The organism is Mycobacterium arosiense ATCC BAA-1401 = DSM 45069 (genome assembly GCF_002086125.1).
GTDB lineage: Bacteria > Actinomycetota > Actinomycetes > Mycobacteriales > Mycobacteriaceae > Mycobacterium > Mycobacterium arosiense.
In genome coordinates this window covers 26,071-46,959 of record NZ_MVHG01000033.1, presented here as the reverse complement: position 1 = coordinate 46,959, position 20,889 = coordinate 26,071, and the positions used below count along the sequence as shown (strand labels likewise).

Annotated in this window: 15 protein-coding genes and 1 pseudogene; 11 read left to right on the top strand and 5 right to left on the bottom strand. The window is 68.4% G+C overall.

Annotated features, from left to right (window positions below; translation table 11 throughout):
- Both BST14_RS14770 and BST14_RS14765 read right to left on the bottom strand, forming a co-directional pair.
- Positions 1 to 704, bottom strand: a pseudogene (locus BST14_RS14770) (Rv1157c family protein); the annotation flags it as partial.
- A 46-nt stretch (positions 705 to 750) separates the two neighbouring features.
- Positions 751 to 1,494, bottom strand: a complete 744-nt coding sequence (locus BST14_RS14765; RefSeq protein WP_083065098.1) for a hypothetical protein — start codon at positions 1,492 to 1,494, stop codon at positions 751 to 753.
- Between the two features lie 151 nt (positions 1,495 to 1,645).
- Here BST14_RS14765 and BST14_RS14760 point away from each other — a divergent pair, with 151 nt between their 5' ends.
- On the top strand, positions 1,646 to 3,001 hold the full coding sequence (locus BST14_RS14760; RefSeq protein WP_142279410.1) for a mannosyltransferase: 1,356 nt from the start codon (positions 1,646 to 1,648) through the stop codon (positions 2,999 to 3,001).
- Here the strand turns inward: BST14_RS14760 and BST14_RS14755 are convergent.
- Both BST14_RS14755 and BST14_RS14750 read right to left on the bottom strand, forming a co-directional pair.
- Positions 2,998 to 3,282: a 4a-hydroxytetrahydrobiopterin dehydratase gene (locus BST14_RS14755; protein ID WP_083065096.1), complete on the bottom strand. Its 285-nt coding sequence runs from the start codon at positions 3,280 to 3,282 to the stop codon at positions 2,998 to 3,000. The two genes, BST14_RS14760 and BST14_RS14755, sit on opposite strands and share 4 nt — an antisense overlap.
- 78 nt (positions 3,283 to 3,360) lie before the next feature.
- Positions 3,361 to 4,137, bottom strand: coding sequence for an ATP synthase subunit B family protein (locus BST14_RS14750; RefSeq protein WP_083065095.1), 777 nt, complete (start codon positions 4,135 to 4,137; stop codon positions 3,361 to 3,363).
- 293 nt (positions 4,138 to 4,430) lie between these two features.
- Between BST14_RS14750 and BST14_RS14745 the strand changes: the two genes are divergently transcribed.
- The 7 genes from BST14_RS14745 to BST14_RS14715 all read left to right on the top strand — a co-directional run bounded on the left by BST14_RS14745 (position 4,431) and on the right by BST14_RS14715 (position 15,956).
- A complete protein-coding gene (locus BST14_RS14745) occupies positions 4,431 to 4,823 on the top strand; it encodes a (deoxy)nucleoside triphosphate pyrophosphohydrolase (RefSeq protein WP_083065094.1) in 393 nt (130 codons plus the stop codon).
- Between the two features lie 452 nt (positions 4,824 to 5,275).
- Positions 5,276 to 8,992 carry a nitrate reductase subunit alpha gene (locus BST14_RS14740; protein ID WP_083065093.1) on the top strand — a complete coding sequence of 1,239 codons (3,717 nt, stop codon included), beginning with the start codon at positions 5,276 to 5,278 and terminating at the stop codon, positions 8,990 to 8,992.
- 34 nt (positions 8,993 to 9,026) lie between these two features.
- Positions 9,027 to 10,646 (top strand): nitrate reductase subunit beta, encoded by a 1,620-nt coding sequence (gene narH / locus BST14_RS14735; protein WP_083065092.1) that lies wholly within the window; start codon positions 9,027 to 9,029, stop codon positions 10,644 to 10,646.
- A complete protein-coding gene (gene narJ / locus BST14_RS14730; RefSeq protein ID WP_083065091.1) occupies positions 10,643 to 11,311 on the top strand; it encodes a nitrate reductase molybdenum cofactor assembly chaperone in 669 nt (222 codons plus the stop codon). The genes narH and narJ overlap by 4 nt, the downstream gene beginning before the upstream one ends.
- Complete coding sequence (gene narI / locus BST14_RS14725) at positions 11,304 to 12,035, top strand: respiratory nitrate reductase subunit gamma (protein WP_083065090.1); 732 nt, start codon at positions 11,304 to 11,306, stop codon at positions 12,033 to 12,035. The genes narJ and narI overlap by 8 nt, the downstream gene beginning before the upstream one ends.
- Before the next feature lie 81 nt (positions 12,036 to 12,116).
- Positions 12,117 to 14,006, top strand: a complete 1,890-nt coding sequence (gene typA, locus BST14_RS14720; protein WP_083065089.1) for a translational GTPase TypA — start codon at positions 12,117 to 12,119, stop codon at positions 14,004 to 14,006.
- Positions 14,007 to 14,051: 45 nt separating this feature from the next.
- Entirely contained in the window at positions 14,052 to 15,956 is a 1,905-nt protein-coding gene (locus tag BST14_RS14715; RefSeq protein ID WP_169926090.1) for an ABC transporter family substrate-binding protein, read from the top strand.
- A gap of 11 nt (positions 15,957 to 15,967) precedes the next feature.
- On the opposite strand, the gene BST14_RS14710 is transcribed toward BST14_RS14715, so the two are convergent.
- Positions 15,968 to 16,579, bottom strand: a complete 612-nt coding sequence (locus BST14_RS14710) for a TetR/AcrR family transcriptional regulator (RefSeq protein WP_083065087.1) — start codon at positions 16,577 to 16,579, stop codon at positions 15,968 to 15,970.
- A gap of 97 nt (positions 16,580 to 16,676) precedes the next feature.
- Here BST14_RS14710 and mshB point away from each other — a divergent pair, with 97 nt between their 5' ends.
- From mshB to BST14_RS14695, 3 genes are all read left to right on the top strand, one after another.
- Positions 16,677 to 17,588: an N-acetyl-1-D-myo-inositol-2-amino-2-deoxy-alpha-D-glucopyranoside deacetylase gene (mshB, locus tag BST14_RS14705; protein ID WP_083065086.1), complete on the top strand. Its 912-nt coding sequence runs from the start codon at positions 16,677 to 16,679 to the stop codon at positions 17,586 to 17,588.
- 92 nt (positions 17,589 to 17,680) lie between these two features.
- Positions 17,681 to 18,142 (top strand): hypothetical protein, encoded by a 462-nt coding sequence (locus BST14_RS14700; RefSeq protein WP_083065085.1) that lies wholly within the window; start codon positions 17,681 to 17,683, stop codon positions 18,140 to 18,142.
- A gap of 140 nt (positions 18,143 to 18,282) precedes the next feature.
- Complete coding sequence (locus BST14_RS14695) at positions 18,283 to 20,886, top strand: bifunctional FO biosynthesis protein CofGH (RefSeq protein ID WP_083065084.1); 2,604 nt, start codon at positions 18,283 to 18,285, stop codon at positions 20,884 to 20,886.
- Positions 20,887 to 20,889 lie beyond the last annotated feature (3 nt).

Here is a 20,889-nt window from a genome sequence, read left to right as displayed (position 1 = left end):
GTAGGGGCCGCGACCGGGGCCGGTGGCGCCGGGAGGGGTGCCGCGACGGGCACGTTGGCCGGTTGGGCGGGCGCCGGCGCGACGGGCACGTTGGCCAGTTGGGCGGGCGCCGGCGCGGCGGGTGCCGCCGCGGGTGCGGGGCCGGCCGCGTGGGCCGGGTCGATGCCGGCCGGCAGGTGCGCCTCGGGTGCCGGAGCGGCCGAGGGTGCTGGAGCGGCCGAGGGTGCCGGAGCCGCGGCGGGTGCCGGAGCGGCCGAGGGTGCCGGAGCCGCGGCGGGTGCCGCCTGAGGGGCCGGGCCGGCCGCGTGCGCCGGGTCGATGCCGGCCGGCAGGTGGGCCTGCAAACCGGGCTCTGCCCCCGCCGCGGGCACGTGTTGCACCGGCGCGCCGGGCTCGGCAACGAATTGATTGACCGCCGCCGCAACGTTTTTCGACTCGTTGGGCGTGCTCGGACTGTGGGCGAAGGCTTGCGCCGCGGCCATCAGCAGCTGTGTCGCTTGCTGCGGGTCGGTGGCGGCTTGTTGGATGAGCGGGCTCAGCTGCGACAGGGCAGGTAGACCCGGCAGCCCTTGGGCCGCATTCGGCTGCGGTATCGGCAGCGGCGCCGCCGGGTCGGCTGCCGCGCTCGGGCAGAGCCCGAACGCGACAGCCGACGCTGTGACGGCGGCGGCCAAACCTTTGGACAGATTCCAAGTGGTTGCCACGGTGTCCTCCGGTTGTCAGTAGTGGTTTAGCCGGTTACGAAACTGATCAGGGCAGGGCGGCCAGCAACGGCGCTGCCGGTCCGGCGGGGCTGGCCGCCGGCGCCGCGGGTGCGGCCGGAGCCTGTCCCGAGGCGAGCGCCGGCAGGTCCTGCGGGAGCGTCACTTTCGGGGGCACGCTGACCGGCAGGCCGGCCGGCATCGCCGGCATGTTGACCTGCGCCTGCGGAATCTGCGGGGCCGGCGGGGTGGCCGGTGCCGCGGGTGCCGACAGACCCGGGATCGTCGGGAGGCCCGGGATCGACGGAGCGGCCGGTGCGGCGGGACCCGCGGCCGCCGGCTGCGCACCCGTCAGGCCCTGGATCATCCCCGGAATGCCCCCGGTCGCCGAAGACGGCGCAGCGGGCGTCGCCGACTGCGCCAGCCCCGGAAGGAAGGGGTTGGCCGCCGCAGCAGGCGCCTGGGCGGCGGGGTTGCTCGGCGCGGTCAGTCCGGGAATCGACGGAAGACCCGCCGACGGGGCCGCCGGGGAGGCCGGCGAGGTGGCCGCCGGGACACCCGGGAAGCTGATGCCCGGAGAAGCCGGCGCCGCCGGCGGCGTGGCGCCCAGTGCGGTCGCGAGGTTCTGCAGGATTTGCGGCGCGTTGGCCGCCGAACTGATCAGCTGCTGCGGAATGTTCGGCACGGCCGGGGCCGGCACCGGATCGGCGTGGGCGATACCGCCCGTCAATAGCGCTGCGGACGAACCGACCACGACGGCGGCTGCACGCATGTAAGTCCAGATGGTTGGCATGACTCTCCCTGATTGATCGATTACAGGTTCGACGCTGAAGTTACTTTGATGCAGATGGGACTCAAGTGACACGTGTGGCATTTATGAACTCGTTACTGATACGAGTGAGACCGGTGACCGAACGCACGAAATAGGCGCTCCTAGGGGTGATGTGAGGACCGACGGCGCCGGCGCGGCCCTCGTGCTCGCTAAAGTCGGGCGGATAGACACCACCTCGGCCGCTCCGGCGGCACCCAACACGCAGCGGTTGGCGAGTCTGCTCCAGGCGGTCTCGCCGATGCTGTTCATCGCGAGCATCGCCGCGCGGCTGGCCTGGACGTATCTGGCCCCCAACGGCGCGAACTTCGTCGACCTGCACGTGTATCTCGGCGGATCCGCCGCGATCGACCACCCGGGCAGCTTGTACAGCTACGTCTACGCCGACCAGACGCCGGACTTCCCGCTGCCGTTCACCTACCCGCCGTTCGCGGCCGTCGTCTTCTACCCGTTGCACCTGTTGCCGTTCGGCCTCGTGGCGTTTTTGTGGCAGATCGCCACCATGGCGGCGCTGTATGGCGCGATCCGGCTCAGCCAGCGCCTGATCGGGCCGGCGGCCAACGTCACCGACCGGCGTGTCGCGCTGCTGTGGACGGCGGTCGCCGTCTGGATCGAGCCGCTGCGCAGCACCTTCGACTACGGGCAGGTCAACGTGTTGCTGATGACCGCGGTGCTGTGGGCGGTGTGCAGCACGCGGTGGTGGCTGTCGGGGTTGTTGGTCGGCGTGGCAGCCGGAATCAAGCTGACACCGGCGATCTCCGGCGCGTATCTGGTGGGCGCGCGCCGGTGGGGTGCCGCGGTGTGCTCGGCGGTCGTTTTCGTTGCGACCGTTGGGGTTTCGGTTGCGGTCGTCGGCGATCAGACGCGCTACTACTTCACCGACCTGCTGGGCGACGCCCACCGGGTGGGTCCCATCGCCACGTCGTTCAATCAGTCCTGGCGCGGGGGCATCTCAAGGATCCTGGGCCACGACGTGGGATTCGGCCCGCTGTTGGTGGCCGCCCTCGCCGTCACCGCGGTGCTGGCCGTGCTGGCGTGGCGGGCCCTGGATCCCGCCGATCGGCTGGGCCGGCTTTTGGTGGTGCAGCTGTTCGGGTTGCTGCTCTCACCGATTTCCTGGACCCATCACTGGGTGTGGCTGGTGCCGTTGATGATCTGGGCGATCCACGGCCCCGTGCGTGAACTTCGAGGTGCTCGCCTCGTGGGCTGGGGCTGGCTGGCCCTCACGATGATCGGCGTTCCGTGGTTGCTGAGCTTCGCCCAACCGACCATCTGGCAGATAAGCCGCCCGTGGTACCTGGCGTGGGCCGGGTTGATCTATACCGTCGCGGCGGTGGCGACGTTGCTGTGGATCGCGCTCAGCCGCGCGCCGAGCCGCGGGGACCGCACCGAGCGTCACGCCGGCGACACCGCCGACGCCCAGCGGCACGCCGGCGTGACCGCCGACGGAGGCGATGGCACCAAGAATTAGCTGTCGACGATGCCGTTGATGTCGCGGGCCATGTCGATATCGTTTTGGGTGATGCCGCCCTCGGAGTGGGTGATTAGGGCGAATGTCACTGTCCGCCAACGAATGTCGATGTCTGGATGGTGGTCCTTGCTCTCCGCGTGCTCGCCCACCCGGCGCACGGCGTCGATACCGGCGAGAAAACTCGGAAATTTGATCGAGCGGCGCAGGGCGCCGTCGGCCCGCTCCCATCCGTCCAGCTCGGGCAGTGCGGCGTCCACTTGCTCATCCGTTAACACGGCCATACCGGACTCGTCCTCTCGGATAACGGCTTGATCGAGGGGCGGCCCTGATGTATCTGACCTCCCCGCGAAGGTGGTCACCTACGAGGCTACTGCGGGATTACCCGGCGCTTGATTTTTCTGGTCCAACGCCACCACGACCCCGGCCTCGGGAAGGTGCTGTCGTTGCTGGTAAGCGGACTCCAGGCTGGCAGGGATTCCCTGCAGGTCGCGGGCCACGCCCATCAGTTCCTCCAGGATCATGATTCGCTGCTGGTTCGCCTCGTCCATCGCCCGGTGGGCCCGCTCATCCATTTCGTGGGCTTTCTGCTTTGCCTCGGCGAGCAACTGCTCACGTTCATCCTGGGCGCGCTGCCACGCCTCATCGATCAACGACTGGGCTTCGGCCCGCATCTCGGCGAGGTCGGCCTCGAGCTTTTTCCTGGTTTCGTCACACTCCACTTCGAGAGCCTTCCGCTGCGCGGCCATGTGCTCCAACAACTCTCGGTGTTCTCGCCGCGCCGCCTCCACCTCGGCGGCGGCATCCGCGATCAGCGCGTCTGCCTCGGCGCGCGCCTCGTCCTGCATCCGGGAAACCTCATCGAGGGCGCGCCGCAGCAGCTTCGCCATCCGATGTTGCATCGCGTAGGGGGTCGGTGACGTGTCCGACAGGGCGGCCACCTCATCCTTGAGGCAGGCGACCTCGATCCGCAGCGCGGCCGCTTCATTGCTGGATTCGTCCCGCTGGGTCCGCAGGTTCAGGACTTCGTCGATCAGCAACTTCTCCTTGGCCAGCAACGCCTCGATGTAGGGGTCGACCAGAGCCGGGTCATAACCCCGAAAGATCCGAGTGAACGACTTGGTGGGTTCGGTGATCATTGCCAACTCCCTTCATTTGGAAGTGCCTTTTGGAAGTGCCTGTAGTGGTCGTGACCGACCGGGTTCAAGTATTCCACGACGGTGGCCAAACCGTAAGAGAGCCGTTGTGTCCCAAAGGAGTTCGATAGAGCATTGACCGCTATGGCTGTCTCGGGGTGAGGCCGCACGGCCCTCACCGCGATGCGGGGGGAGGCGTTTGCCCTCGCATGCGGTCCCCGCCGGATCCCGCCGGCGTCGGCGGCATCGCCGAGCGGTGGGTGCGTCGCAATGGGCGCCGTATACCGTGACTGGCCATGCCGATCCAGATCGTCGTCGCCGGCGCCCTCATCCGCGACGCCAAGGTCTTGGTGGCACAACGCGTCCGTCCGCCGGAGCTGGCCGGCCGCTGGGAGCTGCCCGGCGGCAAGGTCTCGCCCGGTGAAACGGAGCGCGACGCGCTGGCCCGCGAGTTGGCCGAGGAGTTGGGTCTTCGGGTCGGCGACGTCGCGGTGGGCGGCCGGCTCGGCGACGACATCGTGGTGGACGGCGGCTTCACGCTGCGCGCCTACCGCGTGCGCCTGGTGCGGGGCGAACCCGATGCGCGCGACCATCGGGCGTTGCGCTGGATTACCGCCGCCGAGCTGCACGATCTCGACTGGGTGCCGGCGGATCGGGGCTGGTTGGCGGACCTGACCAAAGCTCTCTAGGACCTACCTCATAACAAATCCACAGAGATCCGGCAGCTTGTGTACAGCCGCGTTGCAGGTTCGCGGTGTTCTGAATAGAACAATATGACTTGTAATAACTACGCCACACGAGGCTGCCCTGGATGTGCGTGCCGATAGCGAGCCGAATGCCTGTTCAACCCGTGCGGCCCCGGTGCCGGGACGGGCGGCTTAACGGTGCGCAAAAACCACTGCTCATGACGCCTTTTCCGAATGATCGCCCGCGCGCGGCGAACCTGATTTCGCCTTCGAGCCAGATCTATGCTGGTGCTGTATCGCCGCCCAGCCCGCGGGCCCAGCGTGCCGAGCGCTGAGCCGATCCGGGCTGGCGCGGGCGGGTGGACCCGCGGGCTGACTGCCAGACACAACACACGCGGGGCCGAACGCACGGCCCTGTCACGAGGCGCGACGCTACCGAATCGGAGGAGTACCTCTTGACTGTCACACCTCACATCGGCGGAGTGCTCGAGGAGCTTCTGGAGCGCAGCGGGCGGTTCTTCACCCCCGGCGAGATCTCGGCCGACCTGCGCACGGTCACCCGGGAGGGCGGCCGTGAAGCCGACGTGTTCTACCGCGACCGGTGGAGCCACGACAAGGTGGTTCGCTCGACGCACGGGGTGAACTGCACCGGATCGTGCTCGTGGAAGATCTACGTCAAGGACGGGATCATCACCTGGGAGACCCAGCAGACCGATTACCCGTCGGTGGGCCCGGACCGGCCCGAATACGAACCGCGCGGCTGTCCCCGTGGCGCCTCGTTCTCGTGGTACAGCTACTCGCCCACTCGGGTGCGCTACCCCTACGCCCGCGGGGCGCTGATCGAGCTGTACCGGGAGGCCAAAGCGCGGCTGGGCGACCCGGTGCTGGCCTGGGCCGACATCCAGGCCGATCCCGAGCGACGTCGTCGCTATCAGCGGGCCCGCGGGAAGGGCGGCCTGGTTCGGGTCACCTGGGCCGAGGCCACCGAGCTGATCGCCGCCGCCCACGTGCACACCATCAAGACCTACGGACCCGATCGCGTCGCCGGGTTCTCGCCCATCCCGGCGATGTCGATGGTGTCCTACACGGCGGGCTCGCGGTTCTTCGAGCTGATCGGCGCCCCCATGACGTCGTTCTACGACTGGTACGCCGACCTGCCGGTCGCTTCGCCGCAGGTCTTCGGTGACCAGACCGACGTGCCGGAATCCGGGGACTGGTGGGACGCAGCGTATTTGATGATGTGGGGCTCCAACGTCCCGATCACCCGCACGCCCGATGCGCACTGGATGGCCGAGGCCCGCTACCGCGGCACCAAGGTGGTGACCGTCAGCCCGGACTACGCCGACAACACCAAGTTCGCCGACGAGTGGATGCCCTGTGCGGCCGGCACCGACGGTGCGCTGGCCATGGCGATGGGCCACGTCATCCTCTCGGAATGCTATGTGCATAAGCAGGTTCCGTTCTTCACCGACTACTCCCGTCGCTACACCGACCTGCCGTTCCTGATCAAACTCGAACAGCGCGGTGACATGGTGGTGCCGGGAAAGAACCTCACGGCCGCGGACCTGGGGGAGGCCTTCAAAAGCTCCGAGAACGCCGCACTCAAGCCAGCGGTGCTGGACGAGACCACCGATTCGGTTGTGGTGCCGCACGGTTCGCTGGGGTTCCGGTACGGCGAGTCGGGCGTCGGAAAGTGGAACCTTGATCTGGGCGACCTGACGCCCGCGCTCAGTGTGCGAGACGCCCAGGGCCGCAACGACCCTGGCGACACCGCGCTCGTTCACCTGCCCAGCTTCGACACGATCGACGGCGAGGGCACGACGGTGGCGCGCGGGGTCCCGGTGCGCCGGATCGGCAAGCACCTGGTGTGCACCGTCTTCGACCTGATGCTCGCCCAATACGGTGTGGCACGCCCCCGCCTGCCCGGCGAATGGCCCACCGGCTATGACGACGCCACCCAGCAGAACACCCCGGCGTGGCAGGAGGCGATCACCGGCGTATCCGCCGCCCAGGCCATCCGCGTGGCAAGGGAATTCGCGCACAGCGCCGAGGAATCCGGCGGCCGTTCCATGATCATCATGGGTGGCGGCATCTGTCACTGGTTCCACAGCGATGCGATCTATCGTGCGGTGCTGGCGCTGCTGATGCTGACCGGGTCGATGGGCCGCAACGGCGGTGGCTGGGCCCACTACGTCGGCCAGGAAAAGGTCCGCCCGCTCACCGGATTCCAGACGATGGCGATGGCAACCGACTGGGTGCGTCCACCGCGGCAGGTGCCCGGCGCCTCCTACTGGTACGCACACACCGACCAATGGCGCTACGACGGATACGGCGCCGACAAACTGGCCAGCCCGGTGGGCCGGGGCAGGTTCGCGGGCAAGCACACCATGGACCTGTTGGCGTCCGCGGTGGCCATGGGGTGGAGCCCGTATTACCCCCAGTTCGACCGATCCAGCCTGGACGTCGCCGACGAGGCGCGCGCCGCCGACCGCGACGTCGCCGAGTACGTCGCCGAACAGCTGGGCCAGCGCAAGCTCAAGCTGGCCGTGACCGATCCCGACAACCCGGTGAATTGGCCACGGGTGCTTACCGTTTGGCGCGCCAACCTGATCGGCTCGTCGGGCAAGGGCGGCGAATACTTCCTGCGTCATCTGCTGGGCACCGATTCCAACGCTTCGGCGCGGCCGCCGGCGGACGGGGTGCGGCCCGTCGACGTGACGTGTGAGGGCGACATCCCCGAGGGCAAGCTCGACCTGATGATGTCGATCGACTTCCGGATGACCTCGACGACGCTGGTGTCCGACGTTGTGCTGCCGGCGGCCACCTGGTACGAGAAGGCCGACATCTCTAGCACGGACATGCACCCCTACGTGCATGCGTTCAGCGCCGCGACCGATCCGCCGTGGGAAACCCGTTCGGACTTCGACGCTTTCGGTGCGATCGCCCGCGCCTTCAGCGTCATGGCCAAGGACCATCTGGGCACCCGCACCGACGTCGTGCTCAGCGCGCTGCAGCACGACACCCCGGACGCGATGGCCTGTCCCGATGGCACCGAATCCGATTGGCTGCACTCGGGCGCGACGCCGGTGCCCGGCCGGACGATGGGCAAGATCACCGTGGTGGAGCGCGACTATGGCGCGATCTACGACAAGTGGCTGACCCTGGGGCCGCTGGTCGACAAGTTCGGCTTGACCACCAAGGGCGTCACGGTGCACCCCTTCCGTGAGGTCGAGGAGCTGGCCGCCAAGTTCGGTGTGCTGAAATCCGGTGTGGCGGCCGGTCGTCCGGCCGTCACGACCGCGTCGCGGATGGCCGACGTGCTGCTGCTGCTGTCCGGCACGACTAACGGGCGACTGGCGGTCGAGGGATTCCACGAACTGGAGAAGCGCACCGGTCAGCGGCTGGTGCATCTGGCCGAAGGCAGCGAGGACAAGCGCATCAGCTACGCCGATACCCAGGCCCGGCCCGTTCCCGTGGTCACCAGCCCGGAATGGTCGGGCAGCGAAACGGGCGGGCGTCGCTACGCGCCGTTCACCATCAACATCGAGAACCTCAAGCCGTTCCACACCCTGACCGGGCGGATGCACTTCTACCTGGCCCACGACTGGGTCGAGGAACTCGGCGAGCACCTGCCGGTGTTCCGGCCGCCGCTGGACATGGCGCGACTGTTCGGCCAGCCACAGCTGGGCCCGACCCCGGACGGTGACGGCGGCATCGGGCTCACGGTGCGCTACCTGACCCCGCACTCGAAGTGGTCGTTCCACTCCACCTATCAGGACAACCTCTACATGCTCTCGTTGTCCCGCGGTGGCCCGACGATGTGGATGAGTCCGGGTGATGCGGCGAAAATCAATGTGCGCGACAATGATTGGGTTGAGGCGGTGAACGTCAACGGCATCTACGTGTGCCGGGCGATCGTCTCGCACCGAATGCCCGACGGTGTGGTGTACGTCTACCACGTCCAGGAGCGCACGGTGGACACCCCGCGCTCCGAGACCAACAACAAGCGCGGCGGTAACCACAACGCGCTGACCCGGGTCCGCATCAAGCCCAGCCACCTGGCCGGCGGTTACGCCCAACACGCATTCGCCTTCAACTACCTGGGTCCGACCGGCAACCAGCGCGACGAGGTGACCGTCGTGCGCCGCCGTAGTCAGGAGGTGCAGTACTGATGCGCACCGACACGACGCGGGATGGGGGGACGCGATGAAGGTCATGGCGCAGTTGGCGATGGTGATGAACCTGGACAAATGCATCGGTTGTCACACCTGTTCGGTGACGTGCAAGCAGGCGTGGACCAACCGATCCGGTACCGAGTACGTGTGGTTCAACAACGTCGAAACCCGTCCCGGACAAGGCTATCCGCGCACCTACGAAGACCAGCAAAAGTGGCGCGGCGGCTGGATTCGGGACCAGAAGGGCCGGCTGCGGCTACGCGACGGCGGGCGGCTGCAAAAGCTGCTGCGCATCTTCGCCAATCCGAAGCTGCCGGTCATCGGTGACTACTACGAGCCATGGACCTACGACTACGAAAACTTGACCACCGCCCCCGCGGGTGACACCTTCCCGACGGCCGCGCCCCGCAGCCTGATCAGCGGTGAGCCGATGAAGGTCTCGTGGGGGCCGAACTGGGATGACAACCTGGCCGGGTCGCCGGAGATCCTGGCCAACGACCCGATCCTGAAGAAGGTCAGCGAGGAGGTGAAGCTCTCGCTCGAAGAGACCTTCATGTTCTATCTGCCCCGGATCTGCGAGCACTGCCTCAACCCGTCCTGCGTGGCGTCGTGCCCGTCGGGCGCGATGTACAAGCGCAGCGAGGACGGCATCGTGCTGGTCGACCAGGACCGCTGCCGCGGCTGGCGGATGTGTGTGTCCGGATGTCCCTACAAGAAGGTCTATTTCAACCACAAGACGGGCAAGGCCGAGAAGTGCACGCTGTGCTACCCGCGGATGGAGGTCGGCCTGCCGACCATTTGTTCGGAGACCTGCGTGGGGCGCCTGCGCTACCTGGGCGTGGTCCTCTACGACGTCGACCGGGTGCTGGAAGCGGCGTCGGTGGAAAAGGACACCGATCTTTATCCCGCGCAGTGTGAGATCCTGCTCGATCCCAACGACCCGGACGTCATCGCCGGTGCGCGGGCGGAGGGAATCCCGGACGAGTGGATCGAGGCCGCCCAGCGTTCCCCGGTCTACGCGCTGATCCACACCTACAAGGTGGCGCTGCCGCTGCACCCCGAATACCGGACCATGCCGATGGTTTGGTACATCCCGCCGCTCTCGCCGGTGGTCGACGCGGTCAGCCGCGACGGGCACGACGGGGAAGACCTCGGCAACCTGTTCGGGGCGCTGGACGCGCTGCGTATTCCGATGCAGTACCTGGCCGAACTGTTCACCGCCGGTGACACCGTCGTGGTCGAAGACGTGTTGCGCCGGCTGGCGGCGATGCGCTCCTACATGCGTGACATCAACCTCGGTCGGGAAACTCAGCCGCACATCCCGCATTCGGTCGGCCTGACCGAGGAAGAGATCTACGAGATGTACCGGCTGCTGGCCATCGCGAAATACGAAGAGCGCTATGTCATTCCGACCGCCTTCGCGCCGCAGGCCCGCGACCTGGAGGAGATGACCGGCTGCTCGTTGACCGGCGATGGCGGGCCGGGCATGTACGAGTCGGATCCCGTGCCGGTGTCCGTCGAGACCTTCCACACCCTCAAGCGGCGCGGGGACGATCCCGGCAACGCGCGGCGGTCGGCGCGGGTGAACCTGCTCAACTGGGACGGCGGCCAGGTGCCCGCCGGCATGTTCCCCGAAGGGCGGCAGCGATGAGGCTGCTTTCGGCGCTGCGCGAGCGTTCCACCACCCGGGCGATGCAGGATCGCCTGGTGTGGCAGGCGGCCTCGCTGCTGCTGGCCTACCCGGACGACGGGTTGGCCGGGCGCCTTGACACGGTCGACGAGCTGCTGAGCCACGTCAGCGGCCCACCGGAGGCGTTGTTGGGGCGGACCGTCGCGGCGCTGCGTGCGGTCGAGCCGATGCCCGCGGCGATGGACTACGTCGCGACGTTCGACATGCGCCGGCGCTGCACCATGTACCTGACCTACTGGACCGCGGGGGACACCCGCAACCGCGGCCGGGAGATGCTGGCATTCGCCACCGCCTACCGGGAGGCGGGGGTGCAGCCGCCGGGCGGTGAGGCGCCCGATCATCTGGCCGTGGTGCTCGAATTCGCCGCCACCGTCGATCCCGACGCTGGGCGGCATCTGCTCAACCAGCACCGTGTGCCGATCGACGTGCTGCGCGGCGCGCTGGCCGACGCCGGGTCGCCCTACGAACCGACGGTGGCGGCGGTCTGCGAGACCCTGCCCGACGCGACCGATCAGGAAGTGCGCCGCGCCGAGCGGCTGGCGCAGGCCGGACCGCCCGCGGAAGCCGTTGGACTGCAACCGTTTACCTTGACCGTGCCACCCCGCAAAGGATCGCCAAGTGTTTAGCAACGTCCTCTTCTGGGACATCGCACCCTACGTCACGCTGTCGGTGCTGATCGTGGGCACCTGGTGGCGCTACCGCTACGACAAATTCGGCTGGACCTCGCGGTCGTCGCAGATCTACGAGTCACGACTGCTGAGCATCGCCAGCCCCATCTTCCATTTCGGCATCCTGGCGGTCTTCTTCGGACACGTGATGGGGTTGTTCATTCCGCCGAAGGTCACCCAGATGATGAAGATGAGCGACCACCTCTACCACCTGCAGGCCGTCATCGCCGGGTCGATGGCCGGCGTCGCGACGCTGGTCGGCATCGGGTTGCTGATCTACCGGCGGTTCACCCGCCCGGCGGTCTCCATGGCCACCACCCGCAGCGACAAGGTGATGTATACGGTGCTGGTGCTGGCGATCGTGGCGGGCCTGTACTGCGACCTGATCGGTACCGGCCCGCACGGCGGGGAGTTCCACTACCGCTACACGGTCGGGTTGTGGTTCCGCCGGATCTGGATCTTCCAGCCGCACGGTGAGGTGATGATCAACGCGCCGCTGGATTACCAGCTGCACGCCCTGATCGGCATGGTGTTGTTCACGCTGTGGCCGTTCACCCGGCTGGTGCATGTGTTCAGCGCCCCGGTCGTCTACCTGTTCCGGCCCTATATCGTCTACCGCAGCCGCGAGGCGGCCGGTAAGGGTCAACTCGTCGGCACCGCACCGCGCCGGCGGGGCTGGTAGCGGCCGGCCAACGGCGCCCGGTCACCAGCCGGTTCGCTAGCCAGTTCGCTTTGAAAGGCCCCCGCTGCCACAATCACCGACGTGCTATTCCGCAACGTCGCCATCGTCGCCCACGTCGACCACGGAAAGACCACGCTGGTCGACGCGATGCTGCGGCAGTCGGGCGCGTTGCACCACCGGGGGGACGACGCGGTCGAGCGCCTGATGGACTCCGGGGACCTGGAGAAGGAAAAGGGCATCACGATCCTGGCCAAGAACACGGCCGTGCATCGCAAGAATGCGGACGGAACGACGACCGTCATCAACGTCATCGACACCCCGGGGCACGCCGATTTCGGTGGCGAGGTGGAGCGCGGACTGTCGATGGTGGACGGGGTCCTGCTGCTGGTCGACGCCTCGGAGGGGCCGCTGCCGCAGACCCGGTTCGTGCTGCGCAAGGCCCTCGCCGCCCACCTTCCGGTGATCCTGGTCGTCAACAAGACCGACCGGCCGGACGCCCGGATCTCCGAGGTCGTCTCGGAAAGCCACGACCTGCTGCTCGACGTGGCCTCCGACCTCGACGGGGACGCGCAGAAGGCCGCCGAGCACGCCCTGGACCTGCCGACGCTGTACGCCTCGGGCCGGGCGGGCATCGCCAGCACGACCGAACCGGCCAATGGCGAAAACCCCGAGGGCGACAACCTGGATCCGCTGTTCGATGTTCTGCTCGAGCACATCCCGCCGCCGCAGGGCGATCCCGAGGCGCCGCTGCAGGCCCTGGTCACCAACCTCGACGCCTCGGCCTTCCTCGGACGGCTCGCGCTGATCCGCATCTACAAGGGCCGGATCCGCAAGGGCCAGCAGGTCGCCTGGATGCGCGAGGTCGACGGGCATCCCGTCATCACAGCAGCGAAGATCACCGAACTGCTGGTGACCGAGGGCGTGGAACGCACGCCCACCGATGAGGCCGTCGCCGGCGACATCGTCGCCGTCGCGGGCATTCCGGAGATCATGATCGGCGACACGCTGGCCGATCCGGACCACGCGCACGCGCTGCCGCGCATCACGGTCGACGAGCCCGCCATCTCGGTGACCATCGGCACCAACACTTCGCCGCTGGCGGGCAAGGTGAAGGGCCACAAGCTGACCGCCCGGATGGTGAAAGCGCGGCTCGACGCCGAACTCGTCGGCAACGTCTCCATCAAGGTCGTCGATATCGACCGGCCCGACGCCTGGGAGGTGCAGGGCCGCGGCGAGCTCGCGCTGGCGGTGCTCGTCGAGCAGATGCGCCGCGAGGGTTTCGAGCTGACCGTCGGCAAACCCCAGGTCGTCACGCAGACGATCGACGGCAAGCTGCACGAGCCCTTCGAGGCGATGACCATCGACTGCCCCGAGGAGTTCGTCGGCGCCATCACCCAGCTGATGGCCGCCCGCAAGGGCCGCATGGAGGAGATGACCAACCACGCGGCGGGCTGGGTCCGGATGGACTTCATCGTGCCCAGCCGCGGCCTGATCGGATTCCGCACCGACTTCCTGACCGTCACCCGCGGCACCGGCATCGCCAACGCGGTGTTCGACGGGTACCGGCCGTGGGCGGGGGAGATCCGCGCCCGTCACACCGGCTCGCTGGTGTCCGACCGCGCCGGCACCATCACGCCGTTCGCCATGATCCAGCTCGCCGACCGGGGCCAGTTCTTCGTCGAACCCGGCCAGGACACCTACGAGGGCATGGTCGTCGGAATCAACCCGCGCGCAGAGGATCTCGACATCAACGTCACCCGCGAGAAGAAGCTGACCAACATGCGGTCGTCCACCGCCGATGTCATCGAAACGCTGGCCAGGCCGCTCGAACTCGATCTCGAGCAGGCCATGGAATTCTGCGCGCAAGACGAATGCGTCGAGGTGACCCCGGAGATCGTGCGGGTGCGCAAGGTCGAGCTGGACGCCACCTCCCGGGCCCGCAGCCGGTCGCGCGCCAAGGCCCGGGGTTAGCACCGGGTGGTCGGCCGGGCCGCTGTGCGGTTGCTCGATACCCTGATCAGCGTGCCGAGACGAGTCCGCCGTTGGTTCATGGTGCTGGGCGGACTGATCTTCCTGGTCGGACTGGTGCTGTCGGCCTGCACGGTCAACCCGCCGCCGGCGCCGCAGAGCACCGACACGCCGCACAATTCCGTGCCGCCACCGCCCCGGCCCACCGAGATCATCATGGGCATCGACTCGATCGGGGCCGGCTTCAACCCGCACCTGCTGTCCGACCTGTCCCCGGTCAACGCGGCGATCAGCGCGCTGGTGCTGCCGAGCGCCTTTCGGCCGGTCCCCGACCCCAACATGCCGACCGGTTCCCGCTGGGAGATGGACCCGACCCTGCTGGTGTCGGCCGACGTGACCAGCCAGAACCCGTTCACGGTGACCTACAAGATCCGGCCGGAGGCGCAGTGGACCGACAACGCGCCCATCGCCGCCGACGACTTCTGGTACCTGTGGCACCAGATGGTCAGCCAGCCCGGGGTCGTCGACCCGGCCGGGTACGACCTCATCACCGGCGTGCAGTCCCTGGAGGGCGGCAAGCAGGCGGTGGTCACGTTCGCCGAACCGTATCCGGCGTGGAAGGAGTTGTTCAGCAACATCCTTCCGGCGCACATCGTCAAGGACGTACCCGGCGGTTTCGCCGCGGGCCTGGCCCGGGCGCTTCCGGTCACGGGCGGCCAGTTCCGAGTGGAAAGCATCGACCCGCAGCGCGACGAGATCCTGGTGGCCCGCAACGACCGCTACTGGGGACCGCCGGCCAAACCCGCGCTCATTTTGTTCCGCCGCGCCGGTGCGCCGGCCGCGCTGGCCGATTCCGTGCGCAATGGCGACACGCAGGTGGCGCAGGTGCATGGCGGCTCGGCGGCCTTCGCGCAGCTGTCGGCGATTCCCGATGTCCGGACCGCCCGGATCGTGACGCCGCGGGTCATGCAGCTCACGCTGCGGGCCACCCAGCCCAAACTGGCCGACACGCAAGTTCGTAAGGCGATCCTGGGACTGCTCGACGTCGACCTGCTCGCGGCTGTGGGCGCGGGCAGCGACAACACCGTCACGCTTGACCAGGCCCAGATCCGCGCGCCGAGCGACCCGGGCTACGAGCCGACCGCGCCGCCGGCGATGACGACTCCGGCGGCGCTGGCGTTGCTGGAGGGGGCCGGATACAAGGTCGACCCCAACACTTCGGCTTCGGCGGCGCCGCCGCCATCAGCCCCGCCGACCACCGAGCCGCCCGAGGTCATTCGCGGCCGGATCAGCAAAGACGGCCAACAGCTTTCACTGGTGATCGGGGTCGCGGCCAACGACCCAACGTCGGTCGCGGTGGCCAACACCGCCGCCGACCGGCTGCGCAACGTCGGCATCGCCGCGACCGTACTGGCGCTGGACCCGGTCACCCTCTATCACGATGCGCTGAACGACAATCGCGTGGACGCGATCGTCGGCTGGCACCAGGCGGGCGGAAACCTCGCGACCCGGCTCGCCTCCCGATACGGTTGTCCCGCACTGGAATCCACCCAGGTGCCCACCTCCAGCGGGCCGGCGCCCGCGCGGTCGGCCCCCGCCGGTCCCCCGCCGTCGACCGCGCCGCCCGCCGCGTCGACGACACCGACGACCACGCCGCCGCCCAGCCGGCCGGCCGATCCCAACGCCCTGGTGCAGGCGCCGTCGAACCTCACCGGGATCTGCGATCGCAGCATCCAGTCGAACATCGACGCCGCGCTGGCCGGCACCAAGAACATCAACGACGTGATCACCGCGGTCGAACCGCGCCTGTGGAACATGTCCACCGTGCTGCCGATCCTGCAGGACACCACGATCGTCGGCGCCGGACCCAGCGTGCAGAACGTCAGCTTGTCCGGTGCGGTGCCCGTCGGCATCGTCGGCGACGCCGGCAAGTGGATCAAGACCGGGCCGTAACGCCCGCGTCGTCAGTCGCCGGGCCGCGCTGTTCGCGGCGGGATCACGGTGTCGGCGATCAGCGCCAGCTCGCGCCGGTTCGGCGGCGACCCGTTCAGCAGGAAGTGCTGGTTGATCAGAGCCGACCCGATGCGGGCGGTGAGCGGGGTGACCGTCTCCGGATCGAGGTCGCCGTCGGCAATGGCCGCCTGCAGGATCGATTCGACGATTTTCATTCGCGGCCGCACCACCGCGTCGGCGAAGATGGCCCGCATCTCGGGCTCGTGCAGCAGCTGATGGATGACGTCCAGACCCGGAAAACCGGTCTTTCCCGCCAACAGGTCGCGCTGCGCGGTGAACATCGCCAGCAGGTTCTCCCGGGCCGAACGGCCGGAACGCAGCTCGGGCAGCGGCGGTAGCGCGAACACCAGAGCGTCGTGCACCAACTCGCACTTGGTATCCCACCGCCGGTACAGGGCGGCCTTGCCGGTATGGGCGCGCGCCGCGATTCCCTCCATGGTCAGGCCGCCGTAACCGACCTCGGTCAGCTCGGCCAGGGTGGCTTCGTAAAGGGCGCGTTCGAGGACCTCACCGCGGCGGCGGCTTCGGCTGCCGGCACGGTCTGCGTCCGTGAGCTGGGGCACTCCTCGATAGTAGCCGTGTGCGTTCCTACCCGCCGCTTTACCGGTGGGTAGCCGCCGGGCTGCCGAAATCGTTGCGGCTGCCGGTAGGGTGCCGTCCATGCCTGAGACGCCGCGGCTGCTGTTCGTCCACGCGCACCCCGACGACGAAAGCCTCGGCACCGGCGCCACCATCGCCCACTACACCGCCCGAGGGGCGGATGTCCGGGTGGTCACCTGCACGCTGGGCGAGGAGGGCGAGGTGATCGGCGATCGGTGGGCCGGACTCGCCGTCGATCGCGCGGATCAACTCGGCGGCTACCGAATCGGCGAGTTGACCGCCGCGCTGCGTGCGCTGGGCGTGGGCGAGCCCCACTACCTCGGCGGCGCCGGACGATGGCGCGATTCGGGTATGAGCGGCACGCCGACGCGGCACCGGCAACGCTTCATCGACGCCGACGAACGCGAAACCGTCGGCGCGCTGGTCGCCGTCATCCGCGAGCAGCGTCCGCACGTCGTGGTGACCTACGATCCGGGCGGCGGCTACGGCCATCCCGATCACGTCCACGCGCACCGGGTGACGGTGGCCGCCGTGGCGGCGGCCGGCCCCGGAGCCGGCGCCGATTTTCCCGGCGAGCCCTGGGCCGTGCCGAAGTTCTACTGGTCGGTCTTCGCGACGAGCGCCTTCGAGGCGGCCATGGACGCGCTGACGACCGAGGATCTGCGGCCGGAATGGTCGATCCCGCCGAAAGACGAGTTCACCTTCGGCTACGCCGACGAGGACATCGACGCCGTCGTCGAGACCGCCCCGGAGGCCGTGGCCGCCAAGCGGGCGGCGCTCGCCGCACACGCGACGCAGGTGGTGGTCGGACCGACCGGTCGCGCCTGCGCGCTGTCCAACAACGCGGCCATACCGATTCTGGGGCAAGAGCACTACGTCTTGGCCGGCGGCGCGGCGGGGGAGCGCGACGAGCGGGGCTGGGAATCGGACCTGCTCGCAGGGCTTGAGTTCTCGCCTCCCCCGACGCGGTAGGCTGCCAATCAGGCAGCCACGGAAGGAATTCGCATGGACCCCGACCTGGACCCTAATCTGCAGCACTGGCAGGACCGGCTGGACAGCTTTCAGTGGGTTATCGGCTCCATCATGTCCAACATCGACAGCGTCCCGACCTGACCGAAACCAAGCCACGCGTCGCCTCCGTCGACGACAGCGGCGCGACCGACCCCGCGATCCGTTTCGTCGTGTTGGCCCTCTTGGCGGTCGACGGGGTGTTCTCCGCACTTGCCGGAGCTCTGCTGCTGCCTCTCTACATCGGGACCGTTCCGTTTCCCATCAGCGGACTGATTTCCGGGTTCGTCAACGCGGCGCTGGTGTGGGCCGCCGGCCGCTGGACCCGCTCGTCCCGGTTGACGGCGTTGCCGCTGTGGACGTGGCTGCTGACCGTGGCGGTGATCAGCATGGGCGGCCCGGCCGACGACGTCATCCTGGGGGGCCGCGGCCTGATGGCCTATGGGGCCTTACTGCTGCTGATTCTGGGGGTCGTACCGCCGGTATGGGTGCTGTGGCGACGTGGGCGGGGCGTCTGACGCTCGGCCGGGATGGCGCCCGCTTGCCGGCGCGGGGGTGCCGCTACTGTTGACTGTTGCCCATAAGGGACCCGCCAACGGGTGCCGCGATTTTTGTTGGGACCGCGGATGAAATTCGATCGTGGGGAAGTTACACCAAGGTGCCTTTGACTCCGGGCGAGGAGCCTACCGCTCTGCCTAACCCTGTGGTGCCGGCCAAGGTTTCTCCGGAAGCTTCGCCGAGGGCCGGTTCATCTGTGCTGCGTCGGGTGCTGCGACGGGCTCGCGACGGCGTCGCGCTGAACATCGACGAAGCGGCGGTCGCCATGACCGCGCGCGGTGCGGACCTCGCCGATCTGTGCGCCAGTGCGGCACGGGTGCGCGATGCGGGTCTGGAGTCGGCCGGGCGCCGCGGCCCGGGCGGCGGGCTGCCGATCACCTACTCGCGCAAGGTTTTTATCCCGGTGACCCACCTGTGCCGGGACACCTGCCACTACTGCACCTTTGTCACCGTCCCGGGCAAGCTGCGGGCGCGGGGCGCCGGCATGTATCTGGAACCCGACGAGATCCTCGACATCGCGCGCCGCGGCGCCGAACTCGGTTGCAAGGAGGCGCTATTCACCCTCGGCGACCGGCCCGAGGATCGGTGGCCGGAGGCGGTCGAGTGGCTGAGCGAACGGGGTTATGACTCCACGCTGTCCTACGTGCGCGCGATGGCGATCCGGGTGCTCGAAGAGACCGGGCTACTGCCGCACCTGAACCCCGGCGTGATGACCTGGTCGGAGATGGCCCGGCTCAAGCCGGTAGCTCCCTCGATGGGCATGATGCTCGAGACGACGTCACGGAGGCTGTTCGAGACGAAAGGGCTTGCGCACTACGGCAGCCCGGACAAAGATCCGGCCGTGCGGCTGCGCACTCTGACCGATGCGGGCCGGTTGTCGATACCGTTCACCACCGGCCTGCTGGTCGGCATCGGCGAGACCCTCACCGAGCGCGCCGATACCCTGCACGCGATTCGCAAGGCGCACAAGGAGTTCGGTCATGTGCAAGAAGTGATAGTGCAGAACTTCCGGGCCAAGGAGCACACCGCGATGGCCGCCGTTCCCGACGCCGGCATCGAGGATTACCTGGCGACGGTGGCGGTCGCGCGTTTGGTGCTCGGTCCCGGGATGCGGATCCAGGCGCCGCCCAACCTGGTGTCGCGCGACGAGTGCCTGGCGCTGCTGCGCGCCGGCGTCGACGACTGGGGTGGGGTTTCGCCCCTGACACCGGACCACGTCAACCCCGAGCGGCCGTGGCCGGCGTTGGACGAACTGGCCGCCGTCACCGCCGAGGCCGGTTACGAGCTGGTCCAGCGGCTGACCGCGCAGCCGAAATACGTGCAGGCGGGGGCGGCCTGGATCGACCCGCGGGTGCAAGGACACGTGACGGCGCTGGCCGATCCGGCGACCGGTCTGGCTCGCGACGTCAACCCGGCGGGGCTGCCCTGGCAGGAGCCCGACGACGTCGGCTCCTCGGGCCGGGTCGACCTCAACGCGGCCATCGACATACAGGGCCGCAACACCGAAACCCGCAGCGACATCGACAGCGCCTTCGGTGACTGGGAATCGATCCGCGCGCACGTCCACGAACTGGCCGCGCAGGGCGCCAAAGCGCCAGAACGCCTAGACACCGATGTGCTGGCCGCGCTGCGTTCCGCCGAACGCGACCCCGCCGGCTGCTCCGACAGCGAATATCTGTCGCTGGCCACCGCCGACGGTCCCGCGCTGGAAGCGGTTGCCGCCCTTGCCGATACGTTGCGACGCGAAGCCGTCGGCGACGACGTGACCTTCGTGGTGAACCGCAACATCAACTTCACCAACATCTGCTACACCGGCTGCCGGTTCTGCGCGTTCGCGCAGCGCAAGGGCGACGCCGATGCGTACTCGCTGTCCACCGATGAGGTCGCCGACCGCGCGTGGGAGGCGCACGTCGAGGGCGCCACCGAGGTGTGCATGCAGGGCGGCATCGACCCCGAGCTGCCGGTCACCGGCTACGCCGACCTGGTCCGCGCGGTCAAGGCGCGAGTGCCGTCGATGCATGTGCACGCGTTTTCCCCGATGGAGATCGCCAACGGAGTCACCAAGAGCGGCTTGAGCATTCGCGAGTGGCTGATCAGCCTGCGTGAAGCGGGCCTGGACACCATCCCGGGCACCGCCGCCGAGATCCTGGACGACGAAGTGCGCTGGGTGCTGACCAAGGGCAAGCTGCCCACGTCGCTTTGGATCGACATTGTCACCACCGCACACGAGGTGGGGCTGCGGTCATCGTCGACCATGATGTACGGCCACGTCGACAGCCCACGGCACTGGGTCGGCCACCTCAACGTGCTGCGTGACATCCAGGACCGCACCGGTGGGTTCACCGAATTCGTGCCGTTGCCGTTCGTGCACCAGAGCTCGCCGCTGTACCTGGCCGGTGCGTCGCGTCCCGGCCCCACCCATCGCGACAATCGCGCGGTACACGCGCTGGCCCGAATCATGTTGCACGGCCGGATTTCTCAGATCCAGACCAGCTGGGTCAAGCTCGGCGTCGAGCGCACGCAGGTGATGCTTAACGGCGGAGCCAACGATCTGGGTGGCACGTTGATGGAGGAGACCATCTCCCGGATGGCCGGCTCCGAGCACGGTTCGGCCAAGACGGTGGCCGAGCTCGTCGCGATCGCCGAGGGCATCGGCCGCCCGGCGCGCCAACGCACCACCGACTACACGACGCTGGCGGCTTAACGG